Source organism: Klenkia soli (assembly GCF_900103975.1).
In the GTDB taxonomy this organism is placed as follows: Bacteria; Actinomycetota; Actinomycetes; order Mycobacteriales; family Geodermatophilaceae; genus Klenkia; species Klenkia soli.
In genome coordinates, this window is record NZ_FNIR01000008.1 from 133,643 (window position 1) to 147,376 (window position 13,734).

Consider the following 13,734-nt stretch of genomic DNA (forward strand, 5'->3'; position numbering starts at 1 on the left):
TCGCCGTGCGGCGGGCCGAGCGTCGGGGTCAGCCCAGCGCGGCGGCGAGGGCGGCGGCGAAGCCGGCCGAGGTGGCGGGGTCGCGGACGGCGACCCGCAGGTGGTCGGGCTCCAGCCCCGGGAACGTGTCACCCCGCCGGACGGCGTAGCCGGCCTCGCGCAGCCGCTGCCGCACGCGGTCGGCGTCGGGCACCTGCAGCAGCACGAACGACGACCGCGGCTGCCCGACGACGCGGACGCCGTCGGGCAGCAGGTCCAGCAGCGCCTGGCGGTGGGCGGCGAGCTCGTGCGCCCAGGGGGTGGTGGCAGCGCCCGCGCAGGCCTCCAGGGCGGCCAGGGCGGGCGTGGAGACCGGCCAGTGCGGCTGGACGGCGGCCAGTGCGGCGACCAGCTCGGGCGGGCCCAGGGCGTAGCCGACCCGCAGGCCGGCCAACCCCCACGTCTTGGTCAGGCTGCGCACCACGAGCAGCCCGGGGAGGTCCCGGCGCCCGGCCAGGGACTGCGGCTCACCCGGGTCGGTGTCGGCGAACGCCTCGTCGAGCACGACGGTGCGCCCCGGTCGGCAGAGGGCGGCGACGTCGTCGGCCGGGTGCAGCACCGAGGTGGGGTTGGTCGGGTTGCCCAGCACGACGAGGTCGGCGTCCGCGGGCGGTGGGGTGAGCAGGTAGGACGGCGGGGCGAGCAGGTGCCGCTCCACCGGGTGCCTGTGCGCGCGGAGGGCCGCCTCGGGTTCGGTGAACGACGGGTGCACCACGACCGCGCGGCGGGGCGCCAGCGCGCGGGCGACCAGGGTGAACGTCTCAGCGGCACCCGCGGTGAGCAGCACCTCGTCCTCGGGGCGGTCGTGCGCGGCGGCGACGGCGGCTCGGGCGCGCCGCGGGTCGGGGTAGGACGCGGACGCGTCGACCGCGGCGTGCAGGACCTCCCGCAGCCAGGCCGGGGGAGCACCGGCACGCACGTTGACGGCGAGGTCGACCAGCCCGGGCGTGGCCTCGACGTCCCCGTGGTGCCGGAGGTCGGGGCCCGGCGGGGTCATCGGGCGGCGACGGCCACGGTGACCCGGCCGTGCACCGTCTTGGGCACCAGCAGCTCCCCGCCCTCGGCCAGCGCCGCGGCCTCGGCCACCGACGGCGTGCCCAGCGCGGCGGCCACCCGGGCCGAGACCGTGGGCACTGCCACCTGCGCCAGCCGGTCGACGGTCAGCCCGACGAGGCGCCACCCGCGCGCGTCGGCCGCGGCCTGCACCCCGGGTTCGGCGGCGCGACGGTCGACGGTGGCCAGGGCCGTGACGCGGACGCCCGGTGGCAGCACGGCGTCGACGGCGGCCAGCACCTCGGCGGCGGTCACCCCGGGCCGCGCCCCCACCCCGACCACGGCGTGGATCAGCTGGGCTGATCCGACGCCGTCCTGGCTCACCGACGCCGGTGAGCCAGGACGGACGTCGGTCAACCCAGCTGATCCACGCCGGGCGGTGGCGGTCACGACGGGACGCCGGCGCGCACCCGGGCGGCCGCGGCGACGAAGCGGGACGCCATGCCCGGCGACCCCGCCCAGTTCAGGTGCAGGTAGGAGGCGTGCACGCCGCCCTGCACGAAGCCCTCGGGCCCCTCGGCGTTCCACTGCCACGCCGGGGTCGGGCCGGCGCCGGGGGTGGTGCGGGTGCGGTGGAACTCGTGCCCGCGCACCCGGGTGCCGGCCGGGGCCAGCACGCTGTCGGTGAGCGCCACCGCGGCCCGGTAGCCCAGGGCCAGCCGCGGGTGCATGGCCGCCTGCGCGTCCAGCACCCCGCACATGGGTTCGTCGTCCAGGGCGCTGGCGAGGTAGAGCAGACCGGCGCACTCGGCCGCGATCGGTGCCCCGGTGGCCGCCAGCTCGGCGATCGCTGTCCGCAGGCCGACGTTGGCGGCCAGGGCCGACGCGTGCACCTCGGGGAAGCCGCCGCCGACCACCAGGCCGGCGGTCCCCGGGGGGAGCGCCTGGTCGCGCAGCGGGTCGACGGTGACGACGTCTGCGCCCGCGGCGGCCAGCAGCTCGGCGGTCTCGGCGTAGCCGAAGGTGAACGCCGGCCCGCCGGCGACCGCCACGACCGGGCGGCCCTCGACGCGGGTCACCTCGGCGGCCGGCTCCCAGGGCGCGGCGTCCAGGTCGGGGGCGCTGCGGGCCAGCCGGAGGACGGCGTCCAGGTCGACCGACGACCCGACCACCGCACCCAGGGCCCGCACCGTGCGCACCGCCTCGGCCGACCGCTCGGCGGCGGGCACCAGCCCCAGGTGCCGGGACGGCGTCTCGAGGTCGGTGATCCGGCGGACGGCGCCCAGCACCGGAACCCCGGCCGACCCCAGCGCCTCGCGCAGGATCGCCTCGTGCCGGTCGGAGCCGACCCGGTTGAGGATCACCCCGCCCAGCCGCACGGTGGGTTCGAAGGTGGCGAACCCGTGGACGACGGCCGCGACGCTGCGGGCCTGCGCGCTGGCGTCGACCACCAGGACGACGGGGGCCCGCAGCTGCGTGGCCACGTGCGCGGTGGACCCGAAGCCGGGCTCGACCGACGGGTGGCTGGCGCCGTCGAACAGGCCCATGACGCCCTCGACCACGGCGACGTCGGCCCCGCGGGCGCCGTGCAGGAAGAGCGGGACGATCCGCTCCTCGCCGACCAGCCAGTTGTCCAGGTTGCGGCCCGGCCGGCCGGCGGCCAGCGAGTGGTAGCCGGGGTCGATGTAGTCCGGGCCCACCTTGTGCGGCGAGACGGCCAGGCCGCGGTCGGTCAGCGCGGCGATCAGCCCGGTGGCGATGGAGGTCTTGCCGGCGCCCGAGGACGGTGCGGCCAGCACGATGCGCGGGATCACGGTCACCACTCGATGCCCCGCTGACCCTTCTGGCCGGCGTCCATCGGGTGCTTGACCTTGGTCATCTCCACGACCAGGTCGGCGGCCTCGACCAACGCCGGGTGCGCCGTGCGCCCGGTGATCACGACGTGCTGGTTGCCGGGGCGGTTCCGCATGGTCTCGACGACGTCCTCGACGTCGACCCAGCCCCACTTCATGGGATAGGTGAACTCGTCGAGCACGTAGAACCGGTGCGCCTCCGCGGCCAGGTCGCGCTTGATCTGCGCCCAGCCCTCGGCGGCGTCGGCGGCGTGGTCGACCTCGTCGCCGTGCTTGCGCGACCACGACCAGCCCGAGCCCATCTTGTGCCAGACCACCGGCCCGCCCGTGCCGGTCTGCTCGTGCACCTGCCCGAGGGCGGTCAGCGCGTCCTCCTCGCCGACCCGCCACTTCGCGCTCTTCACGAACTGGTAGACCGCGATCGACCAGCCCTGGTTCCACGCCCGCAGCGCCATGCCGAAGGCGGCGGTCGACTTGCCCTTCATCTCGCCGGTGTGCACGGCGAGCAGCGGCCGGTTGCGGCGCTGCTTGGTGGTGAGCCCGTCGACGGGCACCGCGGCGACCTGTCCCTGAGGCATCAGGCGGCGTCCTTCATGTCCTGCACCAGCGCGCCCAGCTCCTCCATGCGGAGGACCTGCCCGCCCAGGTGGGCGCCCAGGACCTGCGCGAGCCCGAGCTGCACGAAGCCGGACTCGCAGTCCACGACCACCGACGCGGTGCCGGCCGCCTGCAGCAGCCCGGCGGCGCGGTGCGCCTGGGCCAGGTGGTCGGTGCCGCGCGCGCCGGTCGCCCGGCCGTCGGTCACCACCACCAGCAGCGGACGGCGGCGCGGGTCGCGCACCCGCTCGACGCGCAACGTCTCGTGCGCCCGCAGCAGCCCGGCCGCGATCGGCGAGCGGCCACCGGTGGGCAGGTCGGTCAGCCGCGCGGCAGCGGCCTCGACCGACCAGGTCGGCGGCAGCGCCAGCTCGGCGCCCTCGCCGCGGAAGGTCACCAGGCCGACCTTGTCCCGCCGCTGGTAGGCGTCGGTGAGCAGCGACAGGACGGCGCCCTTCACCGCGGCCACCCGCGTGCGCGAGCCCATCGACCCCGACGCGTCGAGCACGAACAGCACGAGGTTGCCCTCGCGGCCCTCCAGCTCGGCCTGCCGCAGGTCGCCGCGCTCCAGGCGCAGCCCGGGGCCGGTGCGGCCGCGCTCGCGCTGGTGCGGGGCGGCGGCGACCACCGTGTCGACCAGGTGCAAACGGGTCACGGCGCCGGCCGGCCGGGTGGAGCCGACGACGCGCCCGCGCTCGCTGCGCGCCTTGGACCGTCGCCCGGCCACGCCCGCGCCGGTGCCGGGCACCTCCAGCCGCCGGGCCCGGAACGCCTGGTCCGGTGCGACCGCCGGCTGCTCGGGAGCAGGGGCCGCCTCGGTGCGCGGGGCGTCGGGGTCGGCGGCGTCGCCGCGGGGTGCGGTCGTCGGCTCCCGGGTGTCGCCGGACGAGGCGTCGTCCTGCGGGCGGCCGCCGTCCTGGGGGCTCCCGTCCTGGTGGCTCCCGTCCTGGGGTCCGCCGTCCTCGGGGGAGCCGCCGCCCTCCGGGGGCGTGTCGTCGGGGTCCGGGTCGCCGTCGGGCTCGGGGCGGGCGTCGTCGAGGGCCTGCTCGAGGGTGTCCTCGTCCAGGCCGGGGGCGTCGAAGGGGTTGCGCCGGCGGCGGTGGGGGAGGGCGAGCCGGGCGGCCACCCGGACGTCGTCCTCGATGACCTGGTCGCGGCCGCACCAGGCGGCGTGCGCGATCGCGGCGCGGGCGGTGACGATGTCGGCGCGCAGCCCGTCGACGCCGAAGGCGGCGCAGACGGCGGTGACCTGGTCCAGCGCGGCGTCGCCGAGCTCGACGCGGGGGAGCAGCTCGCGGGCGGCGGCGATGCGGTCGGCCAGCTCGCGCTCCTCGTCGGCCCAGCGGGCCTCGAAGCCGGTCGGGTCGGCGTCGGCGGCGAACCGGCGGCGGACGACCTCGGCGCGCAGGCCCGGCTCGCGCGGCGCGGCGACCTCGACGGTGAGGCCGAAGCGGTCCAGCAGCTGGGGGCGGAGCTCCCCCTCCTCGGGGTTCATGGTGCCGACCAGCAGGAACCGGGCGGCGTGCTGCACCGAGACGCCCTCGCGCTCGACGTAGGCCCGGCCCAGTGCGGCGGCGTCGAGCAGCAGGTCGACCAGGTGGTCGTGCAGCAGGTTGACCTCGTCGACGTAGAGCACGCCGCGGTGCGCCCCCGCGAGCAGGCCGGGCTCGAAGCTCTTCACGCCCTCGGTCAGCGCCCGCTCGATGTCCAGCGAGCCGACCAGCCGGTCCTCGGAGGCGCCGACCGGGAGCTCGACCAGCCGGGCGGGGCGCTGCGCGCCGGGGCCGTCGGCGGGGTGCGGGCCGTCGGGGCAGGCGGGGTCCGGTGCGGCCGGGTCGCAGCCGAACCGGCACCCGGCGACGACGGCGACCGGGGGGAGGACGGCGGCCAGCGCGCGCACCGCGGTGGACTTCGCCGTCCCCTTCTCACCGCGCACCAGCACGCCGCCGACGGCGGGGGAGACGGCGTTGAGGAGCAGAGCCAGGCGCATGTCGTCCATGCCGACGACCGCGCTGAACGGGTAGACCACGGGTGCGTTCCTCTCCCCGGGTGTCCGCGCCCGGAGGTGGCAGGTGGCGACGGCGGCAGTTCCTGGCTCACCCCCGGAGGGGCTGACAGTGGCGGGACCGCGCCGGAGTTCCACCGGCTTCCTGCACTGCCGTCGCAGTTCGCCGCCAATGAGACCACGCCCGATGACTTGACGAAGTGGAAAGTCACGGTGCAGACTTTCCGGCATGGAAAGTGACGAGGTGCTGAGCGACCGTGCGGCGGCCGACCTGGCCGCCCTGCAGACCGACCGGACGGCGCTGGCCGACCGGCTCCGGCAGCCGGGCTGGTACGACCCGGCCCTGGGTGTGCTGGTCGCGGGCTTCTACTCCTCCTACTCCTTCGCCTACCCCTGGGTGACCCTCGGTGCGCTGCCGGTGTTCTTCGTCGGCATCGGCCTGCTGATCGCGGCCTACCGCCGGCGCACCGGCAGCTGGGTCAACGGGTTCCACGGCGGGCCCTCGACGAAGCCGCTGGTCCGGTGGTCGCTGGTGGTCGCCGGGGTGCTGCTGGTCGCCGGCCTGGTCGCCGAGTTCGGCTTCGGGGTCCGCTACGCGATGGTCGCGATCGGCGTCGTGCTCGGCGTGGGCGCGGCCGTGGCGAGCCGGCGCTGGACGACGCTGCACCAGCGCGACCTGCGCGGGCAGCTGTGACCCCCGACCGGGAACGGGCCGCGGCCGACCTCGCCGCCCTCGACGCCGACCGGGCCGCGCTGGCCGACCGGGTGGCGCCCGCGGCCTGGTTCGGCCCGGCCCTGGGGCTGCTGCTGTTCGTGTTCCTCTCCTCGAACGCGTTCGACTCCCCGTGGGTGACCGTCCCGGCGCTGCTCGGCTTCGGCATCGGGATCGGTCTGCTGGTCAACGCCTACCGCGTCCGCACGGGGGTGTGGGCCAGCACCCCGCCGAGGCAGCTGGCCGGCTGGGCGGTGTTCGTGGTCGCCGTCCTGACGCCCACCTACCTGCTCGCCGACGACCACCCGTGGGTGTTCGTGGTGGCCGGGGCGGTGCTGGGCACGGCGATCGCCGTCCTGTCGCACCGCTGGACCCGGGCCTGGCAGCGCGAGCTGCGGGAGGGGGTGTGACCGCCGTCGAACCCCGCTTCGACCAGGTGGTGCACGCCCCACCGCGGCTGCAGGTCTGCGGCCTGCTCGCCGCCGTGGACACGATGGAGTTCGCCGCCGTGCGCGACGCGGTGGGCGTCAGCGACTCGGTGCTGTCCAAGCACGTCAAGCAGCTCGAGGACGCCGGCTACGTCCGGGTCCGCAAGGCCACGGTCGCCTCCCGGCAGCGCACCTCGCTCTCGCTGAGCCCGGAGGGCCGCCGGGCGTTCACCGCCCACGTCGCCGAGCTCCGCCGCATCACCGGCGGCTGAGCGCACCGGCCGCAGGGGTCTTCGCGGATCCCTGCAGGTCGTCGCCCATCGCGATGGCTGCGCACCCGCAAGAATTCGCGGACACCCCGGGGGTGGCGACCCCGGCGTGACCTGGGTCCCGGGTGCAGAGTGGACGGCGATGAACCGGCGGCTGCTCCTCGACTGGCTGGCCGTGCTGCTGGTCGCCGCCGCCCTGTCGGGCCTGCTGACGCTGCTCGCGGTCCCCTCGGCCACCCTGTTCGCCGGGCTGGCCACCGGCCTGGGCCGGGCGCTGCTGGTGCCCCGTAAGCTGACCCTCCCCAAGCACGGCATGACCGGCGCGCAGGCCGTCGTCGGCGTCTCGATCGGGGCGCTGGTCTCGCTGTCCACGCTGCAGGCGATCGCGCGGGACTGGCTGCCGGTGGTCGGCGTGACGGTCGGGACCCTGCTGCTCAGCCTCGTGGCCGGCCGGCTGATGGCGCTGCGCCCCGGGGTCAGCCGGGTGACCGGGGCGTTCTCGATGATCGCCGGCGGAGCCTCGGGCATCACCGTGATGGCCCGCGAGCTCGGCGCCGACGCACGCATGGTCGCCGTCCTGCAGTACCTGCGCGTGCTGCTGATCGTGGTGACGATGCCGGTGGTCGCCGCCGTCGGCTACGGCGCCTCGGCCTCCGGCGGGGGGACGGCGGCCGACGCCGGACCCGGCCCGTGGGCCGGCCTGCTGTTCACCGCGGTGAGCATCGCCGTGGGCATCCCGCTGGGCCGGCTGACCCGGATCCCGGTGGCCGCCCTGCTGGGCCCGATGCTGGTCGCCGCGACGCTCGACCTCACCGGCCTGTCCCGGGACGCCGCCGTGCCGGCCCTGCTCGAGAGCGCGGCGTTCCTGGTCATCGGCCTCCAGGTGGGGCTCTCGTTCACCCGGGAGAGCCTGCGGGTGGTGGGGCGCGCGCTGCCGCTGGCGCTGGCGATCATCGTGGCGCTGGTGCTCGCCTGCGCCGGGCTGGGGGCGGTGCTGGCCGCGACCGCCGACGTCAGCCCGCTCACCGCCTACCTGGCCACCACCCCGGGCGGGCTCTACGCGGTGCTGGCCACCGCCACCGAGAGCGGCGCCGACGCGACCGTGGTGCTCGCCGTCCAGGTGCTGCGGCTGTTCGTCATGCTGCTCACCGCCCCGCTGGTCTCCCGCTGGCTCCGCCGCGGGGACTGACTCACCAGCCGAGCACGCGGCGGGCCTCGGCGGCGACCTGGTCGAACCGGCGGCGGTCCAGCACGGCGCCCTCGCGGCGGACATCGGCCGGGTCGACCCGCAGCACCCGGTCCACCCGCACCTCGCTGGGCCGGCCCTGCCGGTCCCACGCCCCGGTGCCGATGTCCACCCAGACCCGGCCGTGCCGGGCCTCGTCCGCGGCGTCGCGGTCGTGGTCCTTGCTGGTCAGCATGAAACCGACCAGGTCGGTGCCGTCGCGCCCGGCGACGAGGACCGGCCGGTCCTTGCCGCGGCCGTCGCCCTCCTCGAACGGCACCCATGCCCAGACGATCTCGCCGGGGTCGGGCCTGCCGTCGTCGCGGGGGGAGTAGGAGAGCTCGGCCCGACCGGTGAAGTCGCCGGCGCCGGGGTTCTGCCGCGGTGCACCGGCCGGCGGCAGCTGCGAGCGGTGCGCGGGAGGCGGGCCGGGGTCGGGGGCGCGGCGGGGCGTGGACGACGTGCGGGTGGCCTCCCGGACCACGGTCGACACGACCCGGGACAGAACCGACTTCCAACCGCTCGCCATGGGACGTGACCGTAGGGGGTGGTGCCCCGGCCCGGCGCGCCGCCCCGACACGCCGACGGGCCTGGGACCAGCGTGATCGGTGTCATCCGATGGGACGAACCCTCGACTTGCACGGTTGATATTCGGCCGGGAAGGTCATGGAATAGGGCGGCGGGCGCGTGCAGCGGCCGTACGGGGAGGTACCAGATGAGCAGCGCTGAGCCGGTGCGTCCGGCCACGTCCACCGGCCTGTTCGGCACCTCGCGGGTGCGGGCCAGCGCCCTTGCCTCGTACCAGCTGGTCGAGGACGCCCGCGACCGCGCTCCCGAGCACGTGCGCAAGCGGCAGCGCGACCGGGCCCGCAACGAGCAGGTCGTCGCCGCCCGCCTGCTGGCCCGGGAGTTCGACCGCGAGTGACCCCGGCTCAGGCCAGGCAGAACTCGTTGCCCTCGGGGTCGGTGAGCACCACCCACGCGTGAGGCCCCTGGCTGCCGCGGCCGGTCTCGGTCGCGCCGGCCGCCAGCAGCCGTTCGAGGTGGGCCGGCCGGTCTGCCTCGCCGGCCCGGAGGTCCAGGTGCAGCCTGTTCTTCGCGGTCTTGGGCTCGGGCACCCGCATGAACAGCACCCGGGGCATGCCCTCGGGGGGCACGAGCGCGGCGCCCTCGGCCCACACCAGCGTGCCGCGGTGCGTGGTCGTGTCGGACTCCTGGGCGTGGCCGGCGGCGACCATCGACCGGATGAACGCCTCGTCGCTGGGCTCGACCGCCCACCCCAGCGCCTCGGCCCACCAGTCGGCCAGCCCGTGCGGGTCGGCGCAGTCGATCGTCACCTGGAACGTCAGCGGGGATGTGGTCGGCATGCCAGCACGCTAGGTGCGGACACCGACAGTTCTGCGGGTGCGGGCGGACCGGGTTAGCGTCCGTCGGTGCCGATCAGCTCGCCCGAGGGCAAGGACTGGACCCGCAGCAAGATCACCGAGCTGGCGCCCGCGTCGGTGCTGGACGTCGGGGCGGGGGCCGGCACCTACGCCAAGCTGCTGGCCGACGACCGACCGGCGCGCATGGTCGCGCTCGAGGTCTTCGAGCCCTACGTCGAGAAGTACGGCCTGCGCGACCTCTACGACGAGGTGCTGCTGGGCGACGCCCGCACGACCGCCCTGCCGGCCGCCGACGTCGTCGTCCTCGGGGACGTCGCCGAGCACATGACGGTCGAGGAGGCGCAGGACCTGTGGCGCCGGGCCGGCGAGGCCGCCGGGCGGGCGGTCTACATGTCGATCCCGATCGTGCACTACCCGCAGGGCGAGCTGGAGCACAACCACCACGAGGTGCACGTGGTCGACGACTGGGACCACGACAAGGTGATGGCGGCCTTCCCGGGCATCACCGACTCGTTCCGCGGCGAGGTCGTCGGCGTCTACGAGCGCCGCACGGACTAGAGCTCGAGGGCCAGCTCGGCGCGCATCTCGCTGTCGGCCTGGTCGGGGGAGACCCCGGCGGTGTGCTCGCGCCAGACCTTGCCCATCGGCGGGAACACCGAGCGGTGCACCTGGGCCGCGGGGTCCCACAGCTTCGAGCGCATGACCGCCTTCGCGCAGTGGAAGTAGGCCCGCTCGACGTCCATCACCAGCACCGACAGCGGCTGCTTGCCGAACTCGGTCAGGTCGAGGGTGACCTCCTCGGGGGCCACCAGCCGGCAGCGGCCGTAGACCCGCAGCGTCTCCTCGATGCCGGGCACGAAGAACATGAGCGCGGCCCGCGGGTTGGCCTCGAGGTTGCGGAGGCTGTCCACCCGGTTGTTGCCCTGGCGGTCGGGCAGCGCGAGCGTGTGCGGGTCGACCACGCGCACGAAGCCGGGCCCGCCCCCGCGGGGCGAGACGTCGGGAAAGCCCTCGGCATCGGCCGTGGCCAGGGTGGCGAACGGCGACAGCTCGACGAACCGCGCGCAGTGGTGGTCGACGTGGTCGATCACCTTCGCCACGGCTCGCGGGGACGCGGTCGGGTAGCTGTTCACCACGGTGCTCACCTGCGCAGGAGAACACAGCGCAGGCCCTCCGGGCGAGCACCCCGGGTGTGGGTCGTCACACGCCTACCGTCTGCCCCCGTGGCAGTCACCTGGAGCGCGCCGGTCCGGTACAGCGAGTGCGACGACCAGCGGGTCGTGTTCAACGCCAACTACCTGGTCTGGGCCGACGAGGCGTCGAACGCGTGGTGGCCCTCGGTCGGGTTGACCTGGGACCCCGACGGCGTCGCCGGGGTGCAGCCGCTGGTGAAGGCCGCAGCGCTGGAGTGGTCGTCGTCCGCGGTCTGGGGCGACACCGTCGACGTCGTCTGCGACCTGGAGAAGCTGGGGCGGACCAGCCTGACGCTGCGGTTCGAGGTCCGGGTGGGCGACCGGCTGTGCTGCGTCGTCCGGTCCACCTACGTGGCGACGACCGACGGCGTCACCGTCCCCTGGCCGGACCGGGTGCGCGCCGCCGTCTCCTGACGCTCGGTCACCGGGCGATCGCACAGGACCGCCACAGGGTCGGCGTGTCGGGCCGACCGGGTCAGCCGTCGCCCGCCGTTCACCTGGTGGTCGTGCCGGCGCGGTTCGTTCCCCCGGTCCTGACCCCGGCGAACGGATACCCCGCTCCCCATGCGCTCGCTCCCCGCCCGTCTCGGCTCTCTCCTGGTCGCCGCGACGGCTGCCTGCTCCGGCGTGCTGCTGCTGGCCCCGCCGGCCTCCGCCGCCGACGCCGACCTGTCCGGCGTCGCGATCAACGAGGTGGAGTCCCAGGGCGGTGCCCCCGACGACTGGGTGGAGCTGAGCAACTCCGGCGCCGCGTTGGTCGACGTCGGCGGCCTCCTGCTCACCGACAGCGACCCGGCCGACGCCACGGCGCTGCCCGACGGCACGACCATCCCGGCCGGCGGCCACCTGGTGCTGGAGCGGGGTGTCGACTTCGCCTTCGGCCTCGGGGGCGCCGACGCCGTCCGGCTGCTGCGACCCGACGGCACCGTCGTCGACGAGCTCAGCTGGACCACCCACGCGACCACCACCTTCGGCCGCTGCCCGGACGCCACCGGCGAGGTGACCACCACCGCGGCGCCGACCAAGGGCGCGGTGAACGACTGCTCGACGCCCGAGCCGGAGCCGACCCCGCCGCCGGCCGCGGCGAGCACGCTGGTGGTCAACGAGGTCGAGTCCAACGGCGACGACACCGACTGGGTCGAGCTGGTCACCACCGGCAGCGCCGACGTCGACATCAGCGGCTACACCTTCCGCGACGACGACGACGCGCGGACGCCGTACACGCTGCCGGCCGGGTCCGTCGTCCCCGCCGGTGGGTTCTTCGTGGTCGACCAGGCGCAGGGCACCCGACCGGGTTTCGACTTCGGGCTGGGCGCCGCGGACTCCGCCCGCCTGCTCGACCCGACCGGCGCGTTGGTGGCCGGCTACTCCTGGACGACGCACGCACCCACCAGCTACGGCCGCTGCCCCGACGGAACGGGGGAGCTCACGACCACCACGGTCACCACGAAGGGGGCGGCGAACGACTGCTCGTCGCCGGTGCGGATCAACGAGGTCGAGTCCTCCGGCGGCACCCCGGGCGACTGGGTGGAGCTCACCTCGGTGGGCGTGACCGACGTCGACGCCTCGGGCTACGTGATGGTCGACGGCGAGGGCGGACGCACGACCGTGCCCGCCGGTACCACCGTCGCGCCCGGCGCCCACGTCGTGGTCGACGTCACCGGTCTCGGCGGGTCGGACTCCGTCGCGCTGCTGGACGGCGACACCGTCGTCGACGAGTTCGCCTGGTCGCAGCACGCGGCCACCACCTACGGCCGCTGCCCCGACGGCACCGGCGAGTTCGCGGTCACGAGCGCCCCGACCCGGGGGGCGGTGAACCAGTGCGCCGGGATCGTGAACCCGCAGCCGTGGCCGGGCGGCCCGGAGGAGACCCCGCTGGACGCCGAGGACACCTTCGGCGGTGACCTGTCGGGGCTGGACTGGGAGCCCTCGGGCACCGCGGCCCCGGGCACGCTGTGGGCGGTGCAGAACGGCGACGGGCTGCTCTACCGGATCACCTCCGACGGCGCCGGCGGCTGGGCCCCCGAGGCGGAGTGGACGCTGGGCTACCCCGGTGGCGAGACCGGGGTCGTGGACGCCGAGGGCGTGACCGTCGCCGGTGACGACTCCGCCGGCGGTGTCTACGTCTCCTCCGAGCGGAACAACGCGGCCAGCAGCGTCAGCCGACCTGCGGTGCTGCGGTACGCGCCGACCGGTACCGGGGGGAGGCTCACCGCGACGCAGGAGTGGAACCTGGCCGCGGACTTCCCGGGCCTGGGCTCGAACGCCGGGCTCGAGGGCATCACGTGGGTCCCCGACTCCTTCCTGACCGCCGGGGGGTTCACCGACCAGCGCACCGGGACCGCCTACGACCCGGCGCGCTACTCCGGGCACGGCGACGGGCTGTTCCTCGTCGGCGTCGAGGGCACGGCGAGCGTCTACGCCTACGCCCTGTCCATCGACGGCACCGCCACCCGGGTGGCGACCATCGGCACCCCGTTCGCGCTGGTCGCCGATGTCCAGTTCGACGCCGACCTGGGTGCGCTCTGGGTGGTCTGCGACGAGGCCTGCGACGGACGGACCGCGCTCTACGAGATCGGGGACGACGGCGCCTTCGCCCCCGCCGCGGTGTACGACCCGCCGGCCGACGCCGACCCGGGCCTGGCCAACGAGGGCTTCGCCATCGCCGACGCGGCCACCTGCGCCGACGGGTTCCGGGCGACCTTCTACGCCGACGACGCCGACACCGACGGCTTCTCGCTGCGCACCGGCACCTTCCCGTGCGCCCCGGACGCGGAGCAGCCGGGCCCCGGCACCCAGCCGGGCCCCGGCACCCAGCCCGGACCCGGCACCCAGCCCGGGACCGGCACCCAGCCCGGGACCCACCCGGGCTCGGGCGGGCAGCCGGTCACCGGCACCGGGACCACCGGGGGGCCGCGGCCGGCGGCCCTGGCGCAGACCGGTGCCGAGGTCGGCAGCTGGACGGCGCTGGCCGCGGGGCTGCTGGTCGCCGGCGGGGCCGCGCTGGTGGCGGGGCGACGCCGGCACGGCTGAGC

The 13,734-nt window shown here is 75.9% G+C and carries 16 protein-coding genes and 1 riboswitch; of the genes, 8 read left to right on the plus strand and 8 right to left on the minus strand.

What is annotated here, in order from left to right:
• Positions 1-28: 28 nt before the first annotated feature.
• From cobC to BLS67_RS13780, 5 genes are read right to left on the minus strand one after another with little or no spacing between them, the layout of a single operon-like run.
• On the minus strand, positions 29-1,036 hold the full coding sequence (gene cobC / locus BLS67_RS13760) for an Rv2231c family histidinol phosphate aminotransferase CobC (RefSeq protein ID WP_091246112.1): 1,008 nt from the start codon (positions 1,034-1,036) through the stop codon (positions 29-31).
• Complete coding sequence (locus tag BLS67_RS13765) at positions 1,033-1,482, minus strand: cobalamin biosynthesis protein (protein WP_242654071.1); 450 nt, start codon at positions 1,480-1,482, stop codon at positions 1,033-1,035. The genes cobC and BLS67_RS13765 overlap by 4 nt, the downstream gene beginning before the upstream one ends.
• Positions 1,479-2,846 carry a cobyrinic acid a,c-diamide synthase CobB gene (locus BLS67_RS13770; RefSeq protein WP_242654072.1) on the minus strand — a complete coding sequence of 456 codons (1,368 nt, stop codon included), beginning with the start codon at positions 2,844-2,846 and terminating at the stop codon, positions 1,479-1,481. The genes BLS67_RS13765 and BLS67_RS13770 overlap by 4 nt, the downstream gene beginning before the upstream one ends.
• Before the next feature lie 2 nt (positions 2,847-2,848).
• The gene (cobO, locus tag BLS67_RS13775) at positions 2,849-3,463 is read right to left on the minus strand and encodes a cob(I)yrinic acid a,c-diamide adenosyltransferase (RefSeq protein ID WP_091246116.1); all 615 of its coding nucleotides are present in this window, start codon (positions 3,461-3,463) and stop codon (positions 2,849-2,851) included.
• Complete coding sequence (locus tag BLS67_RS13780) at positions 3,463-5,511, minus strand: putative cobaltochelatase (protein WP_091246119.1); 2,049 nt, start codon at positions 5,509-5,511, stop codon at positions 3,463-3,465. Before BLS67_RS13780 ends, cobO begins: the two co-directional genes overlap by 1 nt.
• Before the next feature lie 37 nt (positions 5,512-5,548).
• Positions 5,549-5,673: riboswitch (cobalamin riboswitch) on the minus strand.
• Positions 5,674-5,716: 43 nt separating this feature from the next.
• Between BLS67_RS13780 and BLS67_RS23840 the strand changes: the two genes are divergently transcribed.
• From BLS67_RS23840 to BLS67_RS13800, 4 genes are all read left to right on the plus strand, one after another.
• Complete coding sequence (locus tag BLS67_RS23840) at positions 5,717-6,181, plus strand: hypothetical protein (RefSeq protein ID WP_165617587.1); 465 nt, start codon at positions 5,717-5,719, stop codon at positions 6,179-6,181.
• Positions 6,178-6,609 (plus strand): DEAD/DEAH box helicase family protein, encoded by a 432-nt coding sequence (locus BLS67_RS13790; RefSeq protein WP_091246125.1) that lies wholly within the window; start codon positions 6,178-6,180, stop codon positions 6,607-6,609. Before BLS67_RS23840 ends, BLS67_RS13790 begins: the two co-directional genes overlap by 4 nt.
• A complete protein-coding gene (locus tag BLS67_RS13795) occupies positions 6,606-6,899 on the plus strand; it encodes a transcriptional regulator (RefSeq protein ID WP_091246127.1) in 294 nt (97 codons plus the stop codon). The genes BLS67_RS13790 and BLS67_RS13795 overlap by 4 nt, the downstream gene beginning before the upstream one ends.
• 139 nt (positions 6,900-7,038) lie before the next feature.
• The gene (locus tag BLS67_RS13800) at positions 7,039-8,085 is read left to right on the plus strand and encodes an AbrB family transcriptional regulator (RefSeq protein WP_091246130.1); all 1,047 of its coding nucleotides are present in this window, start codon (positions 7,039-7,041) and stop codon (positions 8,083-8,085) included.
• A 1-nt stretch (position 8,086) separates the two neighbouring features.
• On the opposite strand, the gene BLS67_RS13805 is transcribed toward BLS67_RS13800, so the two are convergent.
• The gene (locus BLS67_RS13805) at positions 8,087-8,650 is read right to left on the minus strand and encodes a type II toxin-antitoxin system PemK/MazF family toxin (RefSeq protein ID WP_091246133.1); all 564 of its coding nucleotides are present in this window, start codon (positions 8,648-8,650) and stop codon (positions 8,087-8,089) included.
• 186 nt (positions 8,651-8,836) lie between these two features.
• Between BLS67_RS13805 and BLS67_RS13810 the strand changes: the two genes are divergently transcribed.
• Positions 8,837-9,046: a hypothetical protein gene (locus tag BLS67_RS13810; protein ID WP_131801736.1), complete on the plus strand. Its 210-nt coding sequence runs from the start codon at positions 8,837-8,839 to the stop codon at positions 9,044-9,046.
• Between the two features lie 7 nt (positions 9,047-9,053).
• Here the strand turns inward: BLS67_RS13810 and BLS67_RS13815 are convergent, their stop codons facing one another.
• Positions 9,054-9,488 (minus strand): VOC family protein, encoded by a 435-nt coding sequence (locus BLS67_RS13815; protein ID WP_091246137.1) that lies wholly within the window; start codon positions 9,486-9,488, stop codon positions 9,054-9,056.
• 66 nt (positions 9,489-9,554) lie between these two features.
• Between BLS67_RS13815 and BLS67_RS13820 the strand changes: the two genes are divergently transcribed.
• Entirely contained in the window at positions 9,555-10,064 is a 510-nt protein-coding gene (locus tag BLS67_RS13820) for a class I SAM-dependent methyltransferase (RefSeq protein WP_091246139.1), read from the plus strand.
• Here BLS67_RS13820 and BLS67_RS13825 read toward each other — a convergent pair.
• Positions 10,061-10,651, minus strand: coding sequence for an MSMEG_1061 family FMN-dependent PPOX-type flavoprotein (locus BLS67_RS13825; RefSeq protein ID WP_091246140.1), 591 nt, complete (start codon positions 10,649-10,651; stop codon positions 10,061-10,063). The two genes, BLS67_RS13820 and BLS67_RS13825, sit on opposite strands and share 4 nt — an antisense overlap.
• A gap of 78 nt (positions 10,652-10,729) precedes the next feature.
• Here BLS67_RS13825 and BLS67_RS13830 point away from each other — a divergent pair, with 78 nt between their 5' ends.
• Both BLS67_RS13830 and BLS67_RS13835 read left to right on the plus strand, forming a co-directional pair.
• Entirely contained in the window at positions 10,730-11,113 is a 384-nt protein-coding gene (locus tag BLS67_RS13830) for an acyl-CoA thioesterase (RefSeq protein ID WP_091246142.1), read from the plus strand.
• A 150-nt stretch (positions 11,114-11,263) separates the two neighbouring features.
• The gene (locus BLS67_RS13835) at positions 11,264-13,732 is read left to right on the plus strand and encodes a lamin tail domain-containing protein (protein WP_091246144.1); all 2,469 of its coding nucleotides are present in this window, start codon (positions 11,264-11,266) and stop codon (positions 13,730-13,732) included.
• The last annotated feature ends 2 nt before the right edge of the window (positions 13,733-13,734 follow it).